The sequence below is a fragment of the Mangrovicoccus sp. HB161399 genome, assembly GCF_013184745.1.
Classification (GTDB): Bacteria; Pseudomonadota; Alphaproteobacteria; order Rhodobacterales; family Rhodobacteraceae; genus Mangrovicoccus.
Genome location: NZ_JAATVU010000009.1, coordinates 21,263 through 41,815, shown reverse-complemented (window position 1 = coordinate 41,815; position 20,553 = coordinate 21,263). Strand labels below are relative to the sequence as shown.

At 68.2% G+C, this 20,553-nt stretch carries 15 protein-coding genes; 5 read left to right on the top strand and 10 right to left on the bottom strand.

Features of this window, described 5'->3' with window-relative positions; all coding sequences use genetic code 11:
- Window positions 1–8 precede the first annotated feature (8 nt).
- From prfB to HCC78_RS06955, 5 genes are all read right to left on the bottom strand, one after another.
- Window positions 9–1,130, bottom strand: coding sequence for a peptide chain release factor 2 (gene prfB / locus HCC78_RS06975; protein ID WP_172328030.1), 1,122 nt, complete (start codon window positions 1,128–1,130; stop codon window positions 9–11).
- Window positions 1,131–1,273: 143 nt separating this feature from the next.
- The gene (locus tag HCC78_RS06970; RefSeq protein WP_172328029.1) at window positions 1,274–3,325 is read right to left on the bottom strand and encodes a calcium-binding protein; all 2,052 of its coding nucleotides are present in this window, start codon (window positions 3,323–3,325) and stop codon (window positions 1,274–1,276) included.
- 134 nt (window positions 3,326–3,459) lie between these two features.
- Complete coding sequence (locus tag HCC78_RS06965) at window positions 3,460–5,970, bottom strand: PBP1A family penicillin-binding protein (RefSeq protein WP_172328028.1); 2,511 nt, start codon at window positions 5,968–5,970, stop codon at window positions 3,460–3,462.
- Window positions 5,971–6,182: 212 nt separating this feature from the next.
- Window positions 6,183–7,313, bottom strand: a complete 1,131-nt coding sequence (locus HCC78_RS06960) for an N-acetylmuramoyl-L-alanine amidase (protein WP_172328027.1) — start codon at window positions 7,311–7,313, stop codon at window positions 6,183–6,185.
- On the bottom strand, window positions 7,310–8,461 hold the full coding sequence (locus HCC78_RS06955) for a pyridoxal phosphate-dependent aminotransferase (protein ID WP_172328026.1): 1,152 nt from the start codon (window positions 8,459–8,461) through the stop codon (window positions 7,310–7,312). The genes HCC78_RS06960 and HCC78_RS06955 overlap by 4 nt, the downstream gene beginning before the upstream one ends.
- 51 nt (window positions 8,462–8,512) lie before the next feature.
- Between HCC78_RS06955 and HCC78_RS06950 the strand changes: the two genes are divergently transcribed.
- The 3 genes from HCC78_RS06950 to HCC78_RS06940 all read left to right on the top strand — a co-directional run bounded on the left by HCC78_RS06950 (window position 8,513) and on the right by HCC78_RS06940 (window position 11,701).
- Window positions 8,513–9,865, top strand: coding sequence for a M48 family metalloprotease (locus tag HCC78_RS06950; RefSeq protein WP_172328025.1), 1,353 nt, complete (start codon window positions 8,513–8,515; stop codon window positions 9,863–9,865).
- 8 nt (window positions 9,866–9,873) lie between these two features.
- Window positions 9,874–10,632, top strand: a complete 759-nt coding sequence (locus HCC78_RS06945; RefSeq protein ID WP_172328024.1) for a DsbA family protein — start codon at window positions 9,874–9,876, stop codon at window positions 10,630–10,632.
- A 697-nt stretch (window positions 10,633–11,329) separates the two neighbouring features.
- Complete coding sequence (locus HCC78_RS06940) at window positions 11,330–11,701, top strand: hypothetical protein (protein WP_172328023.1); 372 nt, start codon at window positions 11,330–11,332, stop codon at window positions 11,699–11,701.
- A 6-nt stretch (window positions 11,702–11,707) separates the two neighbouring features.
- Here HCC78_RS06940 and HCC78_RS06935 read toward each other — a convergent pair whose 3' ends face one another.
- From HCC78_RS06935 to hemA, 4 genes are all read right to left on the bottom strand, one after another.
- Window positions 11,708–12,103: a hypothetical protein gene (locus HCC78_RS06935; protein ID WP_172328022.1), complete on the bottom strand. Its 396-nt coding sequence runs from the start codon at window positions 12,101–12,103 to the stop codon at window positions 11,708–11,710.
- 54 nt (window positions 12,104–12,157) lie between these two features.
- Window positions 12,158–13,288 (bottom strand): flavodoxin-dependent (E)-4-hydroxy-3-methylbut-2-enyl-diphosphate synthase, encoded by a 1,131-nt coding sequence (gene ispG / locus HCC78_RS06930; protein WP_172328021.1) that lies wholly within the window; start codon window positions 13,286–13,288, stop codon window positions 12,158–12,160.
- Window positions 13,289–13,356: 68 nt separating this feature from the next.
- On the bottom strand, window positions 13,357–14,652 hold the full coding sequence (locus tag HCC78_RS06925; protein ID WP_172328020.1) for a helix-turn-helix domain-containing protein: 1,296 nt from the start codon (window positions 14,650–14,652) through the stop codon (window positions 13,357–13,359).
- Window positions 14,653–14,822: 170 nt separating this feature from the next.
- Entirely contained in the window at window positions 14,823–16,046 is a 1,224-nt protein-coding gene (gene hemA, locus HCC78_RS06920; RefSeq protein WP_172328019.1) for a 5-aminolevulinate synthase, read from the bottom strand.
- A 577-nt stretch (window positions 16,047–16,623) separates the two neighbouring features.
- On the opposite strand from hemA, the gene HCC78_RS06915 reads away from it, so the two are divergent.
- Window positions 16,624–18,216 (top strand): glucan biosynthesis protein, encoded by a 1,593-nt coding sequence (locus HCC78_RS06915; RefSeq protein WP_172328018.1) that lies wholly within the window; start codon window positions 16,624–16,626, stop codon window positions 18,214–18,216.
- 77 nt (window positions 18,217–18,293) lie between these two features.
- The gene (locus tag HCC78_RS06910) at window positions 18,294–19,667 is read left to right on the top strand and encodes a M20/M25/M40 family metallo-hydrolase (RefSeq protein ID WP_172328017.1); all 1,374 of its coding nucleotides are present in this window, start codon (window positions 18,294–18,296) and stop codon (window positions 19,665–19,667) included.
- Here HCC78_RS06910 and HCC78_RS06905 read toward each other — a convergent pair.
- Window positions 19,662–20,546: a glycosyltransferase family 2 protein gene (locus HCC78_RS06905; RefSeq protein WP_172328016.1), complete on the bottom strand. Its 885-nt coding sequence runs from the start codon at window positions 20,544–20,546 to the stop codon at window positions 19,662–19,664. The genes HCC78_RS06910 and HCC78_RS06905 overlap by 6 nt on opposite strands.
- Window positions 20,547–20,553 lie beyond the last annotated feature (7 nt).

Genomic DNA, 20,553 nt, shown 5'->3' with positions numbered 1-20,553 from the left:
GCCGGGGCTCACTCGCCGCGGGCCTCCGAACGGCTCTTGCCCGCCACGTCGAGCGCCAGGGTCGCCGCCATGAACTTGTCGAGATCGCCGTCGAGCACGCCCTGGGTGTCCGAGGTCTCGACGTTGGTGCGCAGGTCCTTGACCATCTGGTAGGGCTGCAGGACGTAGCTGCGGATCTGGTTGCCCCAGCCGGCCGAGCCCTTGGCTTCGTGCGCCTCGTTGATCGCCGCGTTCCGGCGGTCCAGCTCCATCTGGTAGAGCCGGGACTTCAGCGCCTTCATGGCGATGTCGCGGTTCTGGTGCTGCGACTTCTCCGACGAGGTCACGACGATCCCGGTCGGGTGGTGGGTGATCCGCACCGCCGAGTCGGTGGTGTTGACGTGCTGGCCGCCCGCGCCGGATGAGCGGTAGGTATCGATGCGGATGTCGGCCGGGTTGACCTCGATCTCGATGTTGTCGTCGACCACCGGATAGACCCAGACCGATGCGAAGGAGGTCTCGCGCGTGCCCTTGCCGAAGGGCGAGATCCGCACCAGCCGGTGCACGCCCGATTCCGATTTCAGCCAGCCATAGGCGTTGGTGCCCGAGATCTTGTAGGCTACCGACTTGATCCCGGCCTCGGAGCCGGCTTCCTCCGACTGCAGGTCGACCTCGTAGCCGTGGCTTTCCGCCCAGCGGACATACATGCGCTGCAGCATCTGCGCCCAGTCGCAGGCCTCGGTGCCGCCTGCGCCCGCGTTGATCTCGAGGAAGGTGTCGTTGCCGTCGGCCTCGCCGTTCAGCAGCGCCTCCAGCTCCTTCTGCGCGGCCTTGTCCTTGATCTTGCGGATCGCATCCTCGGCCTCGGTGACGACCTCGTCGTCATCCTCCATCTCGCCCAGCTCGATAAGCTCGACATTGTCGGCCAGGTCCTGCTTGAGCCCCTGGTAGTTGCCCATCTGGTCGACCAGCATCTGTCGGTCGCGCATCAGCTTCTGCGCCTTGTCCGGATCGTTCCACAGATCCGGATTCTCGGTCATCGCGTTGAACTCTTCCAGCCGGTGCGGCGCGGTGTCGATGTCCATCCGCTGCGCAAGGAGCTTCAGCGACTTTTCGATTTCGGCAACAAGGTTCTGTATTTCAGCGCGCATGACAGGTCCGGCCAGTTTCCAGCAATGCCCGGATATAGACCCGGCCCAGCCGGGACGCAACCGATGCAGGCCCAGGAAGCGCAGATTGCCCGGGACCCGCCGGACCCGCCGCGCCGGAACGGAACCGGCGCGGCGGGCAGGGATCAGAAGATGAAGTTCGACGCGGTGAAATCGTTCTCCGACAGGCCGATGATCTGGATCGAGGACAGCCCGTCCTCGCCCATCACGAAGACATCGCCGGCGATGTTGAACGCGCTTGCCTTGAACTCGGCCAGCGAATTGATGCCGTCGAGCGCCGACAGGTCGAGCTTGTCGCGGGACAGGTCGAAATCGGTGATCACGTCATCGCCGAAGCCTTCCTCGAAGACGAAGACATCCGCCCCGCCATTGCCGGTCAGCTGGTCATCGCCCGTGCCGCCGAGCAGGGTGTCGTTGCCGCCGTTGCCGCTCAGCGTGTCGTCGCCCGTCCCCCCGTCGAGCAGGTCGTTGCCGCCGCCGCCGTTGAGCTTGTCCCCCCCGCCTTCGCCGTAGAGGCTGTCGGAGCCGTTGTTGCCGTCGATCCGGTCCCAGCCGCTGCCGCCCCAGATCTTGTCGAACCCGTTGCCGCCGAACATCTTGTCGCCGCCCGCGCCGCCGCGGATCCTGTCCGACCCGGCCTCGCCTTCGATCCTGTTGGCGCCGCTGTCGCCGGTCAGGGTGTCGCCGTAATCCGATCCGCGGATGTCCTCGAAGCCGCGGAAATAGTCGCCCGCCGCATGGCCGCCCGAGGCGGCTCCGGACGCCAGGTTGATCCCGACGCTGCCGCCGGACCCGGCATAGCTGAGCATGTCGGCGCCCAGCCCCCCCTTCAGGATGTCGGCGCCCGCGCCGCCTTCCATCAAGTCGTTCCCCAGCCCGCCGACCAGGACGTCGTCATCGGCGCCGCCCAGCAGCGTGTCGGCGCCCTGCGCCCCCACCAGGACATCCTCCCCGGCCCCGCCGGCAAGGCTGTCACCGCCCTCGAGCCCGGCCAGGACGTCGTCGCCGCGCAGCCCCGCGATCCGGTCCGCCCCGTCGCTGCCGACAAGATAGTCATTGTCGCCGCCGATCTCGGTCACGGTCACGCCGCCGTCGGAATATGCCGCGGAAAGCAGGTATTTGCGGCCGGCAATCTCGACCAGCGTCCAGCCCCGCACGGCGTCGTAGCCCGGATCTCCGCCGACCCGCTGGACCAGCGCCAGCGAATAGTCGTCTTCGATCGAATAGAGCCCGATGCGGTCGTAGTTCTGCTCCTTGGCGACCAGATATCCGATCCCGTCGAGGGTGATCAGCCCGAAAGCCGCCGGGTAGTAGGAGTCAGCGTCGCCGTCCTCGGTCCGGGCCTCCAGCTCGATGGTGCCGTTGTTCTTGATCTTGAAGACGTCGATATAGCCGTCGCCCGCCGCGACCAGCAGCCTTTCGCCGTTCCAGATGACCGCCGCCAGGCTGGTGTAGCTCACGCCGTTGGTGAAGTTTGCCACCACGTTCAGGTTGCCGTTGCCGACATTCGCCGACATGACCGTGATGCCGTTGTCGGAATAGCCCGACACGTAGAGATACGTGGTTCCCGCAATGGACATCTTGTCGAGAGCGGTCGCGCCGTCGAGATGGAGGTTCGTGCCCTCGGTGTCGAAGACCGCATCCTTGATGGAGAGGTTGCCGTCGTAGTCCAGCTCGAACGTCGCGATGGCATCGCCGTAATAGGCGACGCTGGCGAACAGCGCGCTGCCCTGCCCCTCGCGCAGGACGGTCAGGCCGTGCACGTAGTCGAGCGCCCCCGCATAGCCCGCGATGTCGGAGCCGGAAATGCTGCTGACGAAGGTCAGGTGGCCTTCGGTGCTGCCCGACGACGTGTCGATGCGGAACACGCTGAGCGCGTCGGAATCTGCTGCGCCGACCACCAGGAACTTCCGGTTGCCGACCGACACCACCTTCAGCGAGTCGGCTCCGTTGAGCGGGCTGGAGGTGCTGTGCGCCACGCTGGTCACGCCGGTCAGCGTGCCGCTGCCGTCGATGCTGAGCACCTGGACGCCGTCATCGTAGTATGCGCTGACATAGAGATAGGTCGTGCCGTTGACGGCCAGCTGTTCGACATTGATCGGACCGCTCAGTTCCGAAGCGTCGTAGCCGTCGTAGATGGACCCCACCGTTGAGAGGGTACCGGTCAGATTGGTCATGGCAAATTCCTGAAAAATTGATTTTCGGATGCCGCCGACATTAACCAATATTAACCAGGCCCGCGACTTCGGCGAGCCGCGGGCCTGGTCTGGATTTCCTTGCTTGGTTCAGCATCCCGAACCGGTCGGACGGGTCAGTAGAGCCCGCCGGCCGAAATCGTGCCGAAACTCGCGGGCTTCGGAATGCTCTTGCGCTCGCCGGTGGAGGTCAGGACCTCGTCGGTGCTCTTCGACAGGGCCTCGTCGCGCGAATACATCGGCATGCCCGAGCCCATCGCGAAGCCGCCGTCGATCGCCGCCGCCATGCCGAAGATCGGCTCGACGCCGTCGCGGAAATATTCCGCCACCACGCCCGGCCCGGAGGCATCGGCCGAGAGCTTCGCGCCGGTGACCCGGTCGATATTGATGAAATGGCCGCCCGGGGGCACTCGGAACGGTCCGCCGCCGTATTTCTTGATGGCGTCCTTCATGAACTCGTTGAAGACCGGACCGCACATGCCGCCGCCCGAGCCGTGCGGGATCGAGCGCGGGTTGTCGTAGCCCATGAAGCAGCCCGCCACGATGTTCGAGGAGAAGCCGATGAACCACACGTCCTTGGCGTCGTTGGTCGTGCCGGTCTTGCCCGCGATCGGCACCGGCAGGTCGACATAGCGCGAGGCCGTGCCGCGCTCCACCACGCCGCGCATCATCGAGGTCAGCTGGTAGGCGGTGATCGGATCCATCATCTGCTCGCGGTTGCTGACGATGCGCGGGGCGGTGCCCGGGGGCACGTAGGCGACCTCGCAATCGACACAGTCGCGGTTGTCATGCCGGTAGGTGGTGCGGCCGAAGCGGTCCTGCACGCGGTCGACGAGGCTCGGCTCCACCCGCTCGCCGCCATTGGCGAACATCGCATAGGCCGAGACCATGCGGAACAGCGTCGTCTCCTCCGAGCCGAGCGCATTGGCCAGGTGGGTCGCCATGTGGTCGTAGACGCCGAAGCGCTCCGCATACTGGGCGACGACCGGCATGCCGATCTCGTTGGCGAGGCGGACGGTCATCACGTTCCGCGACCGCTCGATCCCGGTGCGCAGCGGCGTCGGGCCGTAATACTTGTTGGAGGCGTTCTGCGGACGCCACATCGTGCCGTCGCCGTTCGGGAACTCGATCGGCGCGTCGACCACGATGGTCGCGGGCGTGTAGCCGGAATCCAGCGCGGCGGCATAGACGAAGGGCTTGAAGGACGAGCCCGGCTGCCGCGTCGCCTGGGTAGCGCGGTTGAACACCGAGTCCTGGTAGGAGAAGCCGCCCTGCATCGCCAGGACGCGGCCGGTATTCACGTCCATCGCCATGAAGGCGCCCTGCAGCAGCGGCACCTGGCGCAGCGACCAGCCGTCCTTTTCCTTGCCGACAAGCACGACATCGCCCGCGGACAGGACATCGCCCGGAACCTTGGCCTTGCTGATCCAGGACACGTCGTCTGCGGTCAGAACCTGGGTCTCGGGATCGTCGGTCTCGCCCTCGATGCCGATGCGGGCCTGGCTGCCGGAGACGGAGAGCACGACCGCGGGCTTCCAGCCTTCGATGTCGCGCGGCGCCTGCTCGTTCGGGACCTCGAACAGCGCCTGGCGCCAGGTGGCCTCGTCGCCGAGCTTGTCGGCGTCGATGGTCGCCTCGGTGCCGCGCCAGATGCCGAAGCCGCGGTCGTATTTCTCGAGACCGTGGCGCAGCGCCTCCTCGGCGGCAGTCTGCATTTCCGGGTCGAGCGTAGAGCGCACCGAGAGGCCGCCGGTGAAGAACTGGGTCTCGCCGAAATCACGGCTGAGCTGGCGGCGCACCTCGTCGGTGAAATAGCCGCGCGGCGGCAGCGACTGGCGGAATCCCGGGATGTCGCCGCCCTGCACAGTCAGCAGCGGCTCGGCCACGGCGACCTGGTATTCCCCGTCGCTGATGTAGCTGTTCTCGTGCATTTCGCGCAGCACGTAGTTGCGCCGCGCCACCGCGTCGTCATGGTCGCGCACCGGATGCAGCGTCGAGGGCCGCTGCGGCAGCGCCGCGAGATAGGCGACCTCGGCGGGGCTCAGATCCGAGAGCTTCTTGTTGAAATAGGTCTGCGCCGCCGCGGCCACGCCGTAGCTGTTCTGGCCCAGGTAGATCTCGTTGAGGTAGAGTTCGAGGATCTTGTCCTTCGACATCGTCTGCTCGAGGCGCGCCGCGAGGATCAGTTCCTTGATCTTGCGCTCTGCCGAGCGGTCGGAGCTGAGCAGGAAGTTCTTCATCACCTGCTGGGTGATGGTCGAGGCGCCGCGCAGCCGCGCACCATGAGCCGCGTCGATGGCCGCCTTCACCATGCCCAGCGGGTCATAGCCCTTGTGGTAGTAGAAGTTCTTGTCCTCGGCCGAGATGAAGGCTTCCTTCACCAGGTCCGGGATTTCCGAGGAAGGCGCGAAGAGGCGGCGCTCCTCGGCGAATTCGTCGATCAGCGCGCCTTCTGAGGAATAGACCCGGCTGATGGTCGGCGGCGCGTATTGCGCCAGCTGCTCGTGGTTGGGCAGGTCGCGGCCATACATCCAGAACACGGCGCCGATGATCAGGACGCCCAGCACGGCCCCGATGGTGAGAAAACTGAAAATCGCTCCGAAGAAGCTGAAGAAGGCGCGCAGCACCGGGATATCCTTGTCCTTGGGTTGCGGTCTTATAGTCGCAAGGCCCGCCGGGGTCAAAATCACAATCCGGCAGGAGCGCGGAGGTTCCCTGCCTTCGGCAAGGCGCCGCCGCCCTGCCCGTCCTCGGCCGCGCCCCGGCTCCCGGCCGCCCGGGAGCGCTCCGAGCCTCCGCGATCGAGGCTAACGCCGGCCTAACGCCGCCCGAATCGCGGCTACTGCGCTCCGGCCCAGTCCGCCACGCCCTTGGCCAGCGCCCCGGCCATCGAGGCCCGCCATTCCGGATCGACCAGCAGCGCTCGGTCAGCGGGTTCCGACAGGTAGCCGAGCTCCACCAGCACCGAGGGCACGTCCGCGGCCCGCAGCACGACGAAATTCGAGTGCTTCTGCGGCGTCTTGTAGAGCGCCATGCCGGCCGCGCCCATTTCCTCGACCAGATCCGCGGCCAGCGCGTTGCTGGCCTCCAGCGACTGCTCGCGGGCCATCTCCATCAGCACCCGCATGGTCGCATCCTCGACATTGCCCTCGGCGCTGGCCAGCGCGTTCCTGCCCAGCCGGTTCAGCAGGAAACGGTCGCCGGAACCGGCCGACTCCTCCGACAGGCTGTGCACGGAGGCGCCGGAGGCATGGCCGACCAGCACCGCATCGGCATGGAGCGAGATGAACAGGTCCGCCCCGTCCCGCGTCGCCTTGGCGACGCGCTCGGACAGCGGCACGAAGCTGTCGTCCTCGCGCGTCAGGCTGGCGTCGAATCCCGCCGCCTCCAGATCCGCCTTCAGCTGCCTGGCCAGCAGGAGCACGACATCGGCCTCGCGGATGCCGTCGTATTCCGCGCCCGGATCCTGGCCGCCATGGCCCGGATCGATCATCACGTGCAGCTTGTAGCCCGCTGCGGGACGTTCCGGCATGACCTGTTCGGGCGCCGCCTTCCAGCGCGCCGCCGCCTGCTCGAAGGTCGCCTGGTCGGCCGCCTCCAGCTTCAGCCTGAGCCGGGCGCCGCCATTCTCGGGCCATTCGATTTCCGCGGTGTCGAGCACGCGGAGCCGCTCCAGCGGCAGCTGCAGCTCCGTGGTCAGGCCCGCTGGGACCAGCACCGGCTGCGGGTCCTCCTCTTCCGGGGCGGCAAGCTCCACCACGGACTGGAAGCGCACCACCAGCCGCGGCGGCCCATCGGTGACGCCGACCGCGTAGGGCACCGCCTCGGACAGCGCGAGATCGACGGTCATGCCGCCGCCGAACCAGTCCGCGCTGATGTCGGAACGGGCGAGGTCCAGCACCGGCCCCTCGCCGGGAAGCGCCGCCGCCAGCGACGGCCAGAGCGCAAGCGCGCAGAGCAGCCGCTTCATGCCGCGGCCTCGCGCGCGGACAGGAAAGCCGCCAGCCGGTCCAGCCCCTCGGCGATATGGGCCCTGTCGCGGGCATAGCTCAGCCGCAAGGTGCGATGCCCGCGCACCGGATCGAAATCGAGCCCGGGCGTGACCGCCACGCCGGCCTGTTCGAGGATCTCGGCGGCGAAGGCGCGGCTGTCCTGCGTCAGGTGGCCGACATCGACATAGACGTAGAAGGCGCCGTCGGGCGACGCGAAGCGGCTGAAGCCCATCTGCGGCAGGCGCTCCAGCAGCAGCGCGCGGGTCGCGGCATAGCCCTCGCGGTGGCGCTCCAGCCCGGCAATGTCCGACAGCGCCGCCAGCGCGGCCACCTGGCTGACATGGGGCGGGCAGATGAACAGGTTCTGCGCCAGCCGCTCCACCGTGCGGACGTCCCTTTCGGGAACCACCATCCAGCCGACCCGCCAGCCGGTCATAGAGAAATACTTCGAGAACGAGTTGATCACCCAGGCATCCTGGTCGATCTCCAGCGCCGAGACCGCGCGATCTCCGTAGTGCAGCCCGTGATAGATCTCGTCGGAGATGAAAGCGCAGCCGCGCGACTTCGCCTGGCGGATCAGCGCGGCAAGCTGGCCATGGCCCAGCATCGTGCCCGTCGGGTTGGCCGGAGAGGCGACCATGATGCCGTCGAGACCCTCGGGCACGTCGACCGGCTCGAGCACGTGGCGCGCGGCGTCGCGGGTCGGAATGCCCACCGGCACGCAGTCGAGCGCCTTGAGGATCTGGCGGTAGCTGGGATAGCCGGGCTCGGTCACGCCGACCTTGGCCCCGGCATCGAAGAGCGCGGTGAAGGCCAGCACGAAGGCGCCGGAAGAGCCCGAGGTCACCACCACCCGCGCCGGGTCGAGATCGACGCCGTACCAGCGCTTGCAGAGGTCGGCGATCCCCTGCCGCAGCGCTGGCAGGCCGAGCGCCACCGTGTAGCCCATCGCGTCGCTCTCCAGCGTCTCCGCCACGGCGCGGCGCGCGGCTGCGGGCGCCGCGGAGGATGGCTGGCCGATCTCCATGTGGATGATGTGCCGCCCGGCCTCTTCGGCCTTGCGGGCGGCTTCCAACACGTCCATCACGATGAAGGCATCTATTTCGGCGCGGCTTGCGGTGGGCATGCAATCCTCCTTAGGCTCGGGCACAAGTTGCAAGAGGACGCGGCAGGGTCAATGGCGAAACTCGGGACGGCCCCCTTGATGCGGCGGATCGCTGCCGCAGCGCTGGCGTCCTGCTTCGCTGCGGGCGCGCAGGCCCAGTCGCTGATCCGGGATGCCGGGCTGGAATACGCGCTCGACTCCATCGCGCTGCCGGTGATGACCTCCGCCGATCTCTGGGGCGGGCGGATCAAGGTGCTGATCGTCAACGACATGTCGCTCAACGCCTTCGTCACCGACGGGCGCGCGGTCTTCGTCCATGCCGGGCTGATCCTGCGGCTGTCCAGCCCCCAGCAGCTGCAGGCGGTAATCGCGCACGAGCTGGCGCATGTCACGAACGGCCATATGGTGCGGCGCAGCCTGAATGCCGACACGGCCAAGCTCAGCTCGGGGATCGGCCTGGCGCTCGGCGTCGCGGCCGGCGCGCTCAGCGGCAATCCCGGCGCCGGCCTGGGCATCGCCTACGGCTCGGCCGGGGCCGCGCGCGGCGTCTTCCTCGGCCATACCCGCGAAGAGGAAAGCGCCGCCGACCGCTCCGGCATGCGGTTCCTCGCCCGCGCCGGGATCGACCCCGAGGCGATGGCCGAGGTGATGCAGCTCTTCGCCGGGCAGGAAGACACGTCGCCGGTGCGCCAGGATCCCTACCTGCGCACCCACCCGCTGTCGCGCGACCGGATCCGGGCGATCGAGGACTATGCCGAGGTGCTGGGTCCGCAGACCTCCGACCGGGCCCGCGCGGAATACTGGTTCGCGCGGCTGCAGGCCAAGCTAGGCGGCTACCTGCGCGAACCGGACTACACCTTCTCCCGCTACCCCGCCTCCGACACCTCGGACGCGGGCCATATCGGCCGCGCGCTGGCGCAGTACAAGCTGGGCCGGGCCCAGGCGGCCTGGGCCGAGCTCGACCCGGTGATCGCGGAACGCCCCGACGACGCCTACCTGCACGAGCTGAAGGGCTGGATCGCGCTGGAATCGAACCGCATGGACGTGGCCGAGGCGTCCTACCGCCGCGCCGCCGAGCTTGCGCCGCGGGAAACCCAGATCATGGCGGGGCTCGGCCGGGTGCTGCTGGCCGAGAACAGCAAGGCCTCCAATGCCGAGGCGCTGGAGGTGCTCAAGGCGGCCCGCGCCCGGGATTCCCGCGACGCGCGGCTGCTGCGCGACCTGGCGATGGCCTATGCCCGGGCCGGGGAGCCGGCGATGGCATCTCTTCACACGGCCGAAAGATACGCGCTAATAGGAGACGGAGAGGACGCGCTGCTGCATGCGCGCCGGGCGGCCGGGGCCCTCCCCGTCGGCTCGCCGGGCTGGGCCCGGGCACAGGACATCATCGAGGCCGCTGAACGCGAGACCCGGAAGAAGAGGTGAGACACGACATGACCGCAATCCGCAGAACGCTGGCGGGGCTCGGCCTTGCCGCCGCCATTGCCGCCCCCGCCATGGCTTTCGACATCGGCGACATGTCCGAGGGCGAGCGCGCCCAGTTCCGCGCCGAGATCCGCGACTACCTTCTGGAGAACCCCGAGGTGCTGATGGAGGCCATCAGCGTGCTGGAAGGCCGCCAGGCGCAGGCCCAGGCCGTGGCCGACAACGACCTGGTCGCCGCCAATGCGGACGCCTTGTTCGACGACGGCGTGAGCTGGGTCGGCGGCAATCCCGACGGCGACCTCGTGCTGGTCGAGTTCATGGATTACCGCTGCGGCTACTGCAAGAAGGCCTATGACGAGGTCAACCAGCTCGTCGAGAGCGACGGCAACATCAAGTTCATCGTCAAGGAATTCCCCATCCTCGGCGAGGACTCGGTGAAGGCCGCGCGCTTCGCCGTGGCGGTGAAGCTGGTCGCCGACGATACCGCCTACGAGAAGGTGCATGACGCGCTGATGACGCTGCGCGGCAACGTCACCGACGACACGCTGGCGCGGATCGGCAAGGATGCCGGGGTCGATGTCGCGGCCGTGACCGCGAAGATGGACGACCCGGCGGTGACGGCGGAGCTGCAGGCCAACCACGAGCTGGCCGGCAAGCTGTCGATCTCCGGCACGCCGACCTTCATCATGGGCGACGAGATCCTGCGCGGCTACCTGCCGCTCGACTCGATGCGCCAGGTCGCAGAACAGGAACGCGGCGAGGGCTGAGCCTTCCCGCCGCGCCTTGCCCGCCGGTGCGACGCGCCATCGGCAGGCAGGGTGCTGAACCGGCATTGCCGGCCATGTGGCGAACCCGCCGGAGGCCAGCCGATCCGATCGGCCTGGCCCCGGACCATCACCGGAACTGCGCCCGCGGATCTCGACCTGCTCTGCGCCACGCCGGGCCTGGCCCCGGGAGCTGCCCTTCCCCCGGGCAGAGGGCACCCCGGCAGGCGGACATTTCCCCGCAGACAGGACAACGGGGTCGATATGCGGGCCGCTGCCTGGCCGTGGACGCGGGCGTGCCCATGCGAATTCCCGGCGGACATCCCCGCAGCTGGCCAGTTTGCCGCTTGAGTTGGAAGTTGCGGGCGAGGTCCGCACGGAGAAGCCCCCGGGCCGGCACGGGATCAGGGCAGCATGACGGTTCCGGAACAGCTTCCGGACAGGCGGAACGGATGGCTCGCCTTCGCGTCCCGGACCCCAACCTCGTCCGAGCCGCGCGGAGCACGCGCCGCGCCTCCGGCGCCTCGTCTGCCGCGCACCGACAGCTCCACGCAGGCGGAACCATGCCTCCCGGGAGGGACGCCCGCGCCCGAGAACGAAAGCGTTGGACAACTTTCCGGCGCCATGGTTCCGTGAACCGGGACCGCGGCATTTTGCTCTCCCCCCGGCCCCGGCCTGCATCGGAACAGGAAGGGAAGTCATGGGCTACCGCGACGATTTCTACATTGCCGACAACATCGTGGGCTATACCGGCCTGCCGTCGGCCTCGCCCTCGGTCTATTTCAGGAAGGGCACGACGTTCGGGCGGATCACGCAGGTCCATGACCTGCGGACCAATATCGGCCGCGCCGTCGTGCGCGACAAGGCCGACTACCGGCTGGAGAACGGCCCTCACAGGGGAAAGGAAGTCTGCCTGGAATTCTATGACGGCGCGTACCAGCACCCCAGCCGCAATCCGATCGTGTTCCTCCGCGATATGCGGACGAAATACCATGACGCCGTCCTTCCGCTGCTGGCCCAGGCGATCACGGCGTTTCCGGACATCCGGGAAAGGCACAGGAACAGGATCTGAACCGCCCTACAGCTCCTCCGGAGCCGGGCCGGGGCCGCCGCGGCGCAGCACCGGCTCGGCGCGGCCGCGCGGGTCGCGGGCAGGCGCCGGAGGCGCGGCTGGCGGCTCCGCAGGTGCGGCCGGCTGGCCCGGCACGCTGAGAACCAGCGCGCGGCCCGACAGCGCGATGTCGAAGACTGCCAGCATCAGCTGGGCGCCCGCCACCATGAAGAGCCCGTTGAGGAGCACCGCGAAGCCGCCGCCCAGATAGGGCGCGAGCGTCAGCAGGTCGCGCGTTCCCAGCGCGAAGACCTGGAAGAGCCCCAGCGCGAGCGTCGCCAGACCGCCCGCCATCACGACCCAGCCGAGCAGCGACAGCAGCCACGCGGCCATCCGTCCCAGCCGGTACCTGCGTGCCGACATGCCTCACCTCCGTTGAAAGGCAGATGCGCCCGCGGGCGCGCCCGGCGGAGCAGCCTATTCGGCCGCCTCGACCGCCTCCGCCGCCGCGTCGAGCTCGGCGGCCTTCTTCTCGACCTGCTCGACGATGTGGTCGATCATCTGGTCGTTCGACATCTTGTGGCTCTGCTTGCCGGCCAGATAGACCATGCCCGCGCCCGCCCCGCCGCCGGTGAAGCCGACATCGGTCATCAGCGCCTCGCCCGGGCCGTTCACGACGCAGCCGATGATCGACAGGCTCATCGGGGTCTTGATGTGTTCCAGCCGCTTCTCCAGCACCTCGACGGTCTTGATCACGTCGAAACCCTGCCGCGCGCAGCTCGGGCAGGAGATGATGTTGACGCCGCGGTGGCGCAGGCCCAGCGACTTCAGGATCTCGTAGCCGACCTTGACCTCTTCGACCGGATCGGCCGAAAGCGACACGCGGATCGTGTCGCCGATCCCCATCCACAAGAGGTTGCCGAGCCCGATGGCCGACTTGATCGTGCCCGACACCAGCCCGCCCGCCTCGGTCACGCCCAGATGCAGCGGGCAATCCGTCGCCTCGGCCAGCGCCTGGTAGGCAGCGGCGGTCAGGAACACGTCGGAGGCCTTCACCGAGACCTTGTATTCGCGGAAGTCGTTGTCCTCGAGGATGCGGATATGCTCCAGCGCCGAGGCCACCATCGCGTCGGGGCACGGCTCGCCGTACTGCTCCAGCAGATGGCGCTCCAGCGAGCCTGCGTTGACGCCGATGCGGATCGAGCAGCCATGGTCCTTGGCGGCCCGGATGACTTCCTTCACGCGCTTCTCGTCGCCGATGTTGCCCGGGTTGATCCGCAGGCAGGCGGCACCCGCCTCGGCTGCCTCGATGGCGCGCTTGTAGTGGAAATGGATGTCGGCGACGATCGGCACCGGGCTTTCGCGGACGATGTCCTTCAGCGCCCTGGTCGCCGCCTCGTCGGGGGTGGAGACGCGGACGATATCCGCCCCGGCCTCCGCCGCTGCCTGGACCTGCGCCACCGTCGCGGCCACGTCGGCCGTGTCGGTATTGGTCATGGTCTGGACGGCAATCGGCGCGCCGCCGCCCACCGGCACGTTGCCGACCATGATCTGGCGGGACTCGCGGCGGTAGATGTTCTTCCAGGGACGGACATGGTTGAGCGACATGGGGTGCTCCGCGTGGGTACTCGACTTGGCCGGACCTTACGCCTGCCGGGCGCAAGCCGCAATGCGGCTCACTCCGCCAGCGGGGTCTCCGGCTTCAACACAAGTTCGGCAAGGCGGCGCAGCTCGGGGTCGGCGGCATTCATGTCGACCGCGTGATAGCGGTCGCTCAGCGCCGCGACCGACAGCTCGACATTCTTGGTCACCGAACCAGCCGGACCGGCCGGACCCAGCGTCCGTCCGTTCACCGCGAAGAACAGCGAGCCGGAATTGCCCGCGCGCAGCACGGGCGGCGTCTCGGTCTTTGGCAGGACATAGCTTTCGCCCGCGGCAAGCGTCTTCTCCAGCAGCTTGGTGCCGTCGGCCGCGCTGACCCGGACCCAGACCGCGTCATCGGCGAACAGCACGACTTCGGGCAAGGGCGGCGCGACAACCGCGACATCGGCGATCTGCACCGGCGCGGAGGCGGCCGTCGATCCGCTCCCCGGCGCCGCGGCCGGATGCGGACCCTGCATCTCGGGCAGGTAGGACGCCGGCACGTCCGGCACCGCGGTGGCGATCCCAGCGAGCTGGGTTTCGCCGACCGGCGCCATGCCGGCATAGATGCCCTGCGCGCGCGGATCGAGGGTCGAGATCGGCCCGTCGCGGGCAACCATGACCGGCGCCTCGAGCGCCTGCGGGCGGTAGAGATTCATCAGCGCCTCGCCGGTGGAGCGGGTCACGGCAGGCTCTTCGATGCCGACGACCGGCTCCATGTCCGGGCCGATGTTCAGCGCGACGACCGGGGTTTCCACCGGGGCGAGGGTCACGCGCTGGATCGATTGCAGCACCGACCAGGCCCCGTAGCCGAGGCCCCCGAGCAGCGCCACGAGGGCCAGGGTCGAGGCCACGGCACCTGGGCGGATCTCGGCGAAGCGGGCGGTGCGCGGCGCGCGGTAGAGCGGGTTGCGGGCGAGGACGGCATCGCCGCCCTGATGGGCGACCGGACGGGGGCGCGCCCTGCCCTTCGGGTTCGCGGCCTTGCGCGTCGCGTATACCCGGGCATCGAGCCCCTCGACATGGGAAAAGCCGGTCTGCTCGCAGAAGGCCTGGTAGACCAGTTCCGGATCGAGCCCCAGATAGCGGCCGTAGGAACGCACGTACCCGGCGATGAAGCCGGGCGTCTCGAAGGCGGACAGGTCGCCCTCCTCGATCGCGGCGATGTAGCTCGCCTTGACCTTGATGTCCCGCTGCACGTCCAGGAGCGACTTGCCCATGGTGGCCCGTTCACCCCGGAGGATGTCGCCAAGCACCAGCTCGTAGTCGTCGAAGCCTTTCGGCGTCTCCTGATATGTTCCGTCAGCCGACGCAGCGTCGCGCCTCGTCATAGGTTCCAGCCCATGTTGCCGCTCGTGTCCCCAGATGCCCCACGATTCGATGTAGCGGGTGCGTTATAAGGGGACCTTAGCACATTACAAGAAAGCTGGCACCCGGCCGGACTAGATATGGGGCATTTTAAGGGCCCGTCTCCCAGACAGGCCCCCTTCCGCTGCGCGGATCAGGCGGAAAGTTGCTGACGCGCCAGCGCGCATTGCGACCAGAGGTCGTCGAGCGCGCGGATCAGACGGTCCATGTCGGCAGGGCCGTGCACCGGCGAAGGCGTGAACCGCAGCCGTTCGGTGCCGCGCGGCACGGTCGGGAAGTTGATCGGCTGGACATAGATGCCGTGGTCTTCGAGCAGCCGGTCCGAGATCATCTTGCACTTCACCGGATCGCCGACGATCAGCGGCACGATGTGGCTGCCATGGTCGATGATCGGCAGGCCCATGCCCTTGAGCCGCGCCTTCAGGACGCGGGCCGCCGCCTGGTGCCGCTCGCGCCGCGCCGCATCCGTCTTCAGATGCGCGATCGACGCCGCCGCGCCCGCAGCCACGACCGGGGGCAGCGAGGTGGTGAAGATGAAGCCCGGCGCATAGGAGCGGATCGCGTCGCACATCTTGGCCGAGGCCGCGATATAGCCGCCATGGACGCCGAAGGCCTTGCCCAGCGTGCCATTGACGATGTCGATGCGGTGGACATTGCCCTGGGCTTCGGTGACGCCGCCGCCGCGGGGACCGTACATGCCGACCGCATGGACCTCGTCGATATAGGTCAGCGCGCCGAATTCATCCGCGAGATCGCAGATCGCGTCGATCGGACCGAAATCGCCATCCATCGAATAGACCGACTCGAAGGCGATCAGCTTCGGAACGTCCTGCGGGACCGACTCGAGGATCTCGCGCAGGTGGCCCAGATCGTTGTGGCGGAAGATGTGCTTGGGGCAGTTGCCGTGGCGGATGCCCTCGATCATCGAGGCGTGGTTCAGCTCGTCCGAGATGATGTGCAGCCCCGGGAACAGCTTCGGCAGCGTCGACAGCGTCGCGTCATTGGCGATGTAGGCCGAGGTGAAGACCAGCGCGGCCTCCTTCCGGTGCAGGTCCGCCAGTTCCGCTTCCAGCTTCTTGTGCCAGACCGTGGTGCCCGAAATGTTGCGCGTGCCGCCCGAGCCCGCGCCGGTCGCGTCCAGCGCCTCGTGCATCGCCGCCAGGACCTCCGGGTGCTGGCCCATGCCGAGATAGTCGTTGCCGCACCAGACCGTCACCGGTTTCGTCGTCCCGTCGGGACGGTGCCACACGGCATGGGGATAGTTTCCCTTCTCGCGGGCGATGTCGATGAAGGTGCGGTACCGGCCTTCCTGGTGAAGGCGCTCCAGCGCCGCGTCGATGCTGGCGGAATAGTCCACTGCGGTCTTGCCCTTTTCGTGGCTGGGCCCCCGGCGTTCCGGAGACCTGGTTTCGGTCCTGGGTCAGTTCCAAGCGTTACTTGCCCGGATATGTGGCACAAATGCAATGCGTCCCGGCGCACAATTTCGTAAATCGCAGACCAAAGTTCTAGCGCGGCTGCACCTTTGCCAGCCGCTTGGCACTCCCCGCCTTGATTCAGGTCAAGCCCGGGCGGGACGCCCGGCACCGCCCGTCCGGGGCCGTTTCGGAGAAGCCGCGGGCAGCATGGCGGCACAAGACATTCCAAAATGTGCATGACTTCCGGCGGCAAGGCAACACCCCTTCTGCCCTGCGCCGTTCCCGCGGCGCCGCGCGGGCGGGCACGGCTTGCCGTCAAGCCCGTCCAGCAGCCCCATGACCGCTGCAGCCGCCGCCCGCGCCCTGCAACCAAAGGTTAATCCTGAACAATTCCCGTCGCCCGCCCCGGCCGAATTCAGGCGCTTTTTTGCCAATCGGCCCTCCGCGAGCTTTGACATGGCCCCGAAGGCCCGCTCTGAATGGCGTCGCCCGCTCCGGGCATCCCAGCGAGTCGAGACGATGCACCCAGACCAGACCAGACGCGACATCCTGAAGGCGCTCGGCGCCGGCGCCTTCTTCCTGCTGCCGCGCCTTGCCGCCGCGCAATCGCCCGCCCAGGCCACCGGCGAGGCAACGCCCTTCTCCTTCGACATCCTCAGGGACATGGCGCGCGGCCTCGCGCAGCATCCCTTCGTGCCGATGAATGTCGCCGATGCCGGGATCATCGACCTGATCGACTACGACGCCCACAACCAGATCTCCTACCGCAAGGAGGACACGCTCTGGGCCGGGCTGCAGGACCGCTCGCCGGTGCAGTTCTTCTTCCCCGGCCGCTATTTCCCGCTGCCGGTGCATGTCTACGCCGTCGAGGCCGGGATGGCGCGCGAGGTGCCGTTCTCTCTCGATCTCTTCGACATCCCCGAGGGCAACCCGGCACGCGAGCTGACGCAGACCGAGGGGTTCGCGGGTTTCCGGGTCATGAACCCCGACATGAAATCCGACTGGATGGCCTTCCTCGGCGCCGCCTACTGGCGGACCTCCGGCTATTCGGGGCAGTTCGGCCTGTCGGTGCGCGGCCTCGCCATGGACACCGCCATCCCCGACGGACCCGAGGAGTTCCCCCGCTTCACCCGCTTCTGGCTGGAGCCGGGCGAAGGCGGCGCGCTGACCGCATACGCACTGATGGAAAGCCCGCGCAGCACGGGGGCCTACAAGATCGCCAGCCGCCAGGACAACGGCATCATCCAGGATGTCGAGGCCGCGGTCTTCCTGCGCGGCGACGTCAAGCGGATGGGGCTGGCGCCGCTGACCTCGATGTTCTGGTACGGCAAGATGAACGAACGGCTGGGCACCGACTGGCGCCCGGAAATCCATGACAGCGACGGGCTGGAAATCCTCGCGGGCTCGGGCGAGCGCCTGTGGAGGCCGCTCAACAACCCGCCGCGCACCATGGCCAACGCCTTCTGGACGCCCTCGGTGCAGGGCTTCGGCCTGATGCAGCGCGAGCGCGAGTTCGAGCGCTACCAGGATGACGGCGTGTTCTACGACAAGCGCGCCTCGGTCTGGGTCGCGCCGACCGGGGACTGGGGCGATGGCGCGGTGACGCTGGTGGAGATCCCCACCAATGACGAGATCCACGACAACATCGTCGCCATGTGGACCCCGGGCGGCGACGCGGTTGCGGGCAAGGAATACAATTTCGGCTACAGGCTCACCTGGCTGGAGGACTGCCCCGTCCCGCAATCGACGGGCCGTTTCACCGCCGTGCGCATGGGCAAGGGCGGCGTCCCCGGCCAGCCGCGGCCCGAAGGCGTGGCCAAGGTCGTCTGCGATTTCGACGGCATGGGGCTCGACGGGCTCGGCCGCGGCGACGGCGTCACCCTGGAGGTCTCGGCCTCGCGCGGCAGCACCGGCAACATGGACGTCTTCCCGGTGGTCTCGACCGACTACTGGCGCGCGATGTTCGACCTCGACTTCTCGCAGCTGCCCGCCGAGGACGACACGCCGGTCGATGTGCGGCTCTACGTGACGCATGAGGGCGACGCCAAGACCGAGACGCTGCTGCTGCAGCTCTTCCCGTCGCAGATGCGGAACCAGCTCGACGGCATGTGACAGCGCGCCCCTGCCCCCGGCTTGCGTCCGGCGGCAGGGGCGTTACGTTCCGGGCGACGACAAGACAGGAGTCGAAAATGTCAGTTGCCCCCGTTCTCGCCCGCATCGACCAGGATCTCGACGCCGCCCTCGACCGGCTCTTCGACCTTCTGAGGATCCCGTCGATCTCGACCGATCCGGCCTACAAGGAGGATTGCGCGAAGGCGGCGGACTGGCTGGTGGCGGATCTCGCCTCCATGGGCTTCGAGGCGTCCAAGCGTCCGACTCCGGGCCATTCCATGGTCGTGGCGCATTACGAAGGCCCGGGTCCGCATGTGCTGTTCTACGGCCATTACGACGTGCAGCCGGTCGATCCGCTGGAGCTGTGGGACCGCGACCCGTTCGATCCCGAGCTGCAGGACACGCCCAAGGGCAAGGTGATCCGCGGCCGCGGCACCGCCGACGACAAGGGCCAGCTGATGACCTTCGTCGAGGCCTGCCGCGCCTGGATCGCGGAAACCGGCAGCCTGCCCTGCAAGGTCACCATCTTCCTCGAAGGCGAGGAAGAGAGCGGATCGCCCTCGCTGGTGCCCTACATGAAGGAGAACGCCGAGGAGCTGACCGCCGACGTGGCGCTGATCTGCGATACCGGGCTCTACGACGACAAGGTCCCGGCGATCACCACCCAGCTGCGCGGGCTGCTCGGCGAGGAAATCACCGTCACCGGCCCGTCGAAGGACCTGCATTCGGGCATGTTCGGCGGGCTCGCGATGAACCCCGCGCGGGTTCTGGCGAAGATCGTCGCCTCGCTGCACGACGAAAACGGCCGCGTCACCGTGCCGGGCTTCTATGACGGGGTGCCGGAGCTGTCGCCGGAGCTGAAGGCGCAATGGGACGGGCTGGGCTTCGACGCCGACAAGTTCCTCGGCGAGGTCGGGCTGTCGATCCCCGCGGGCGAAAAGGGGCGCACGCCGCTGGAGATGCTCTGGAGCCAGCCCACCTGCGAGGTGAACGGCATCTGGGGCGGCTATACCGGCGCGGGCTTCAAGACCGTGCTGCCGTCGAAGGCCCATGCCAAGATCAGCTTCCGCCTGGTCGGCACGCAGGACCCGCACAAGCTGCGCGAGAGCTTCCGCGACTACGTGTCCGCAATGGTCCCGGCCGACTGCAAGATCGAGTTCAAGGGCCACGGCAATTCGCCTGCCAGCATGATGGAGATCTCGCATCCCGTCTTCGAGAAGGGCCGCCAGGCGCTGACCGAGGAATGGGGCACCGAGGCGGCTTTCGTGGGCGCCGGCGGCTCGATCCCGATCGCGGGCTATTTCAAGACCTATCTGGGCATGGATTCCGCGCTGATCGGCTTCGGCCGCGACGACGACCAGATCCATTCGCCGAACGAGAAATACGACCTCGAATGCTTCCACAAGGGCACGCGCAGCTGGGCGCGCATCCTCGGCGAGATGGGCTCATAACAGCCCGGCGAACCGCTCCGGCAGGCGGTAGAGCAGCGGGCTCTCCGCCAGCTTGAACTCGTAGAAGGGCGTCCCGGGCCGGGGCGCCCAGCTGTCCGCGATGGCCTGCCGTTCCGCGGCGAAGCCGAAATCCTCCCGGACCTCCGCCCCGTCGATGGCGGCGAATTCCGCCCGGTCGTCGCGCGCCTCCGCAAACCAGTGCCTGCCGATCATCGCGTCCCGCGGCCGCGCCGCGCCGGTCGCCTCTGCCGTGGCGTTGCGGCGGTCGGCCGTTGCGCGGTAGAGGCCGCGGTCGGCATGCTTCAGATGCAGCAGGTAGAGCCCCTCGGGCATGACCAGCCGCGGCGAGCTGGCATAATGGCCGCCGCGCGACAGCCGGATGTCGCCGCGCATCAGGCAGGGCTTCGCATAGAGCGGCGCGATGCGGACATGGCGGCGGGCGCGCAGGACGGGCGGCGCGAAGGCCAGGGGTTCCTCCGCCGGACGGTGGACCAGCTCCAGCCCGAATGGCGTCAGCGCCCGCGCCCGCCGGTGCCGCGCGAGGACCGCAGGCAGCGTGCCGTGCTTGGGGTCGGCCAGAACGATCTCGTCGACATCGCCGACGATCACCCGGTCATGGTACAGCCTCAGCCCCTGCGCCAGGTGGTTCAGCAGCTGCCAGCGCTGCGCGTCGAAGCGCGGATCGGGCTCGTAGGGCACCGGCAGGACATTCGTCCCCGCCGCCACGTCGCGCACCATGTCCGGATCGCCATGCGACACGACATAGAGCGACCGCATCCCGAAGAGCCGCCCGTAATGCCCGGCCCAGATCCTCAGGAATTCTTCGTCGTCGCGGACCATGGTCAGGACCGCGACCTTGGGAGGCGGCCTCGGCTGCATTGCTCCG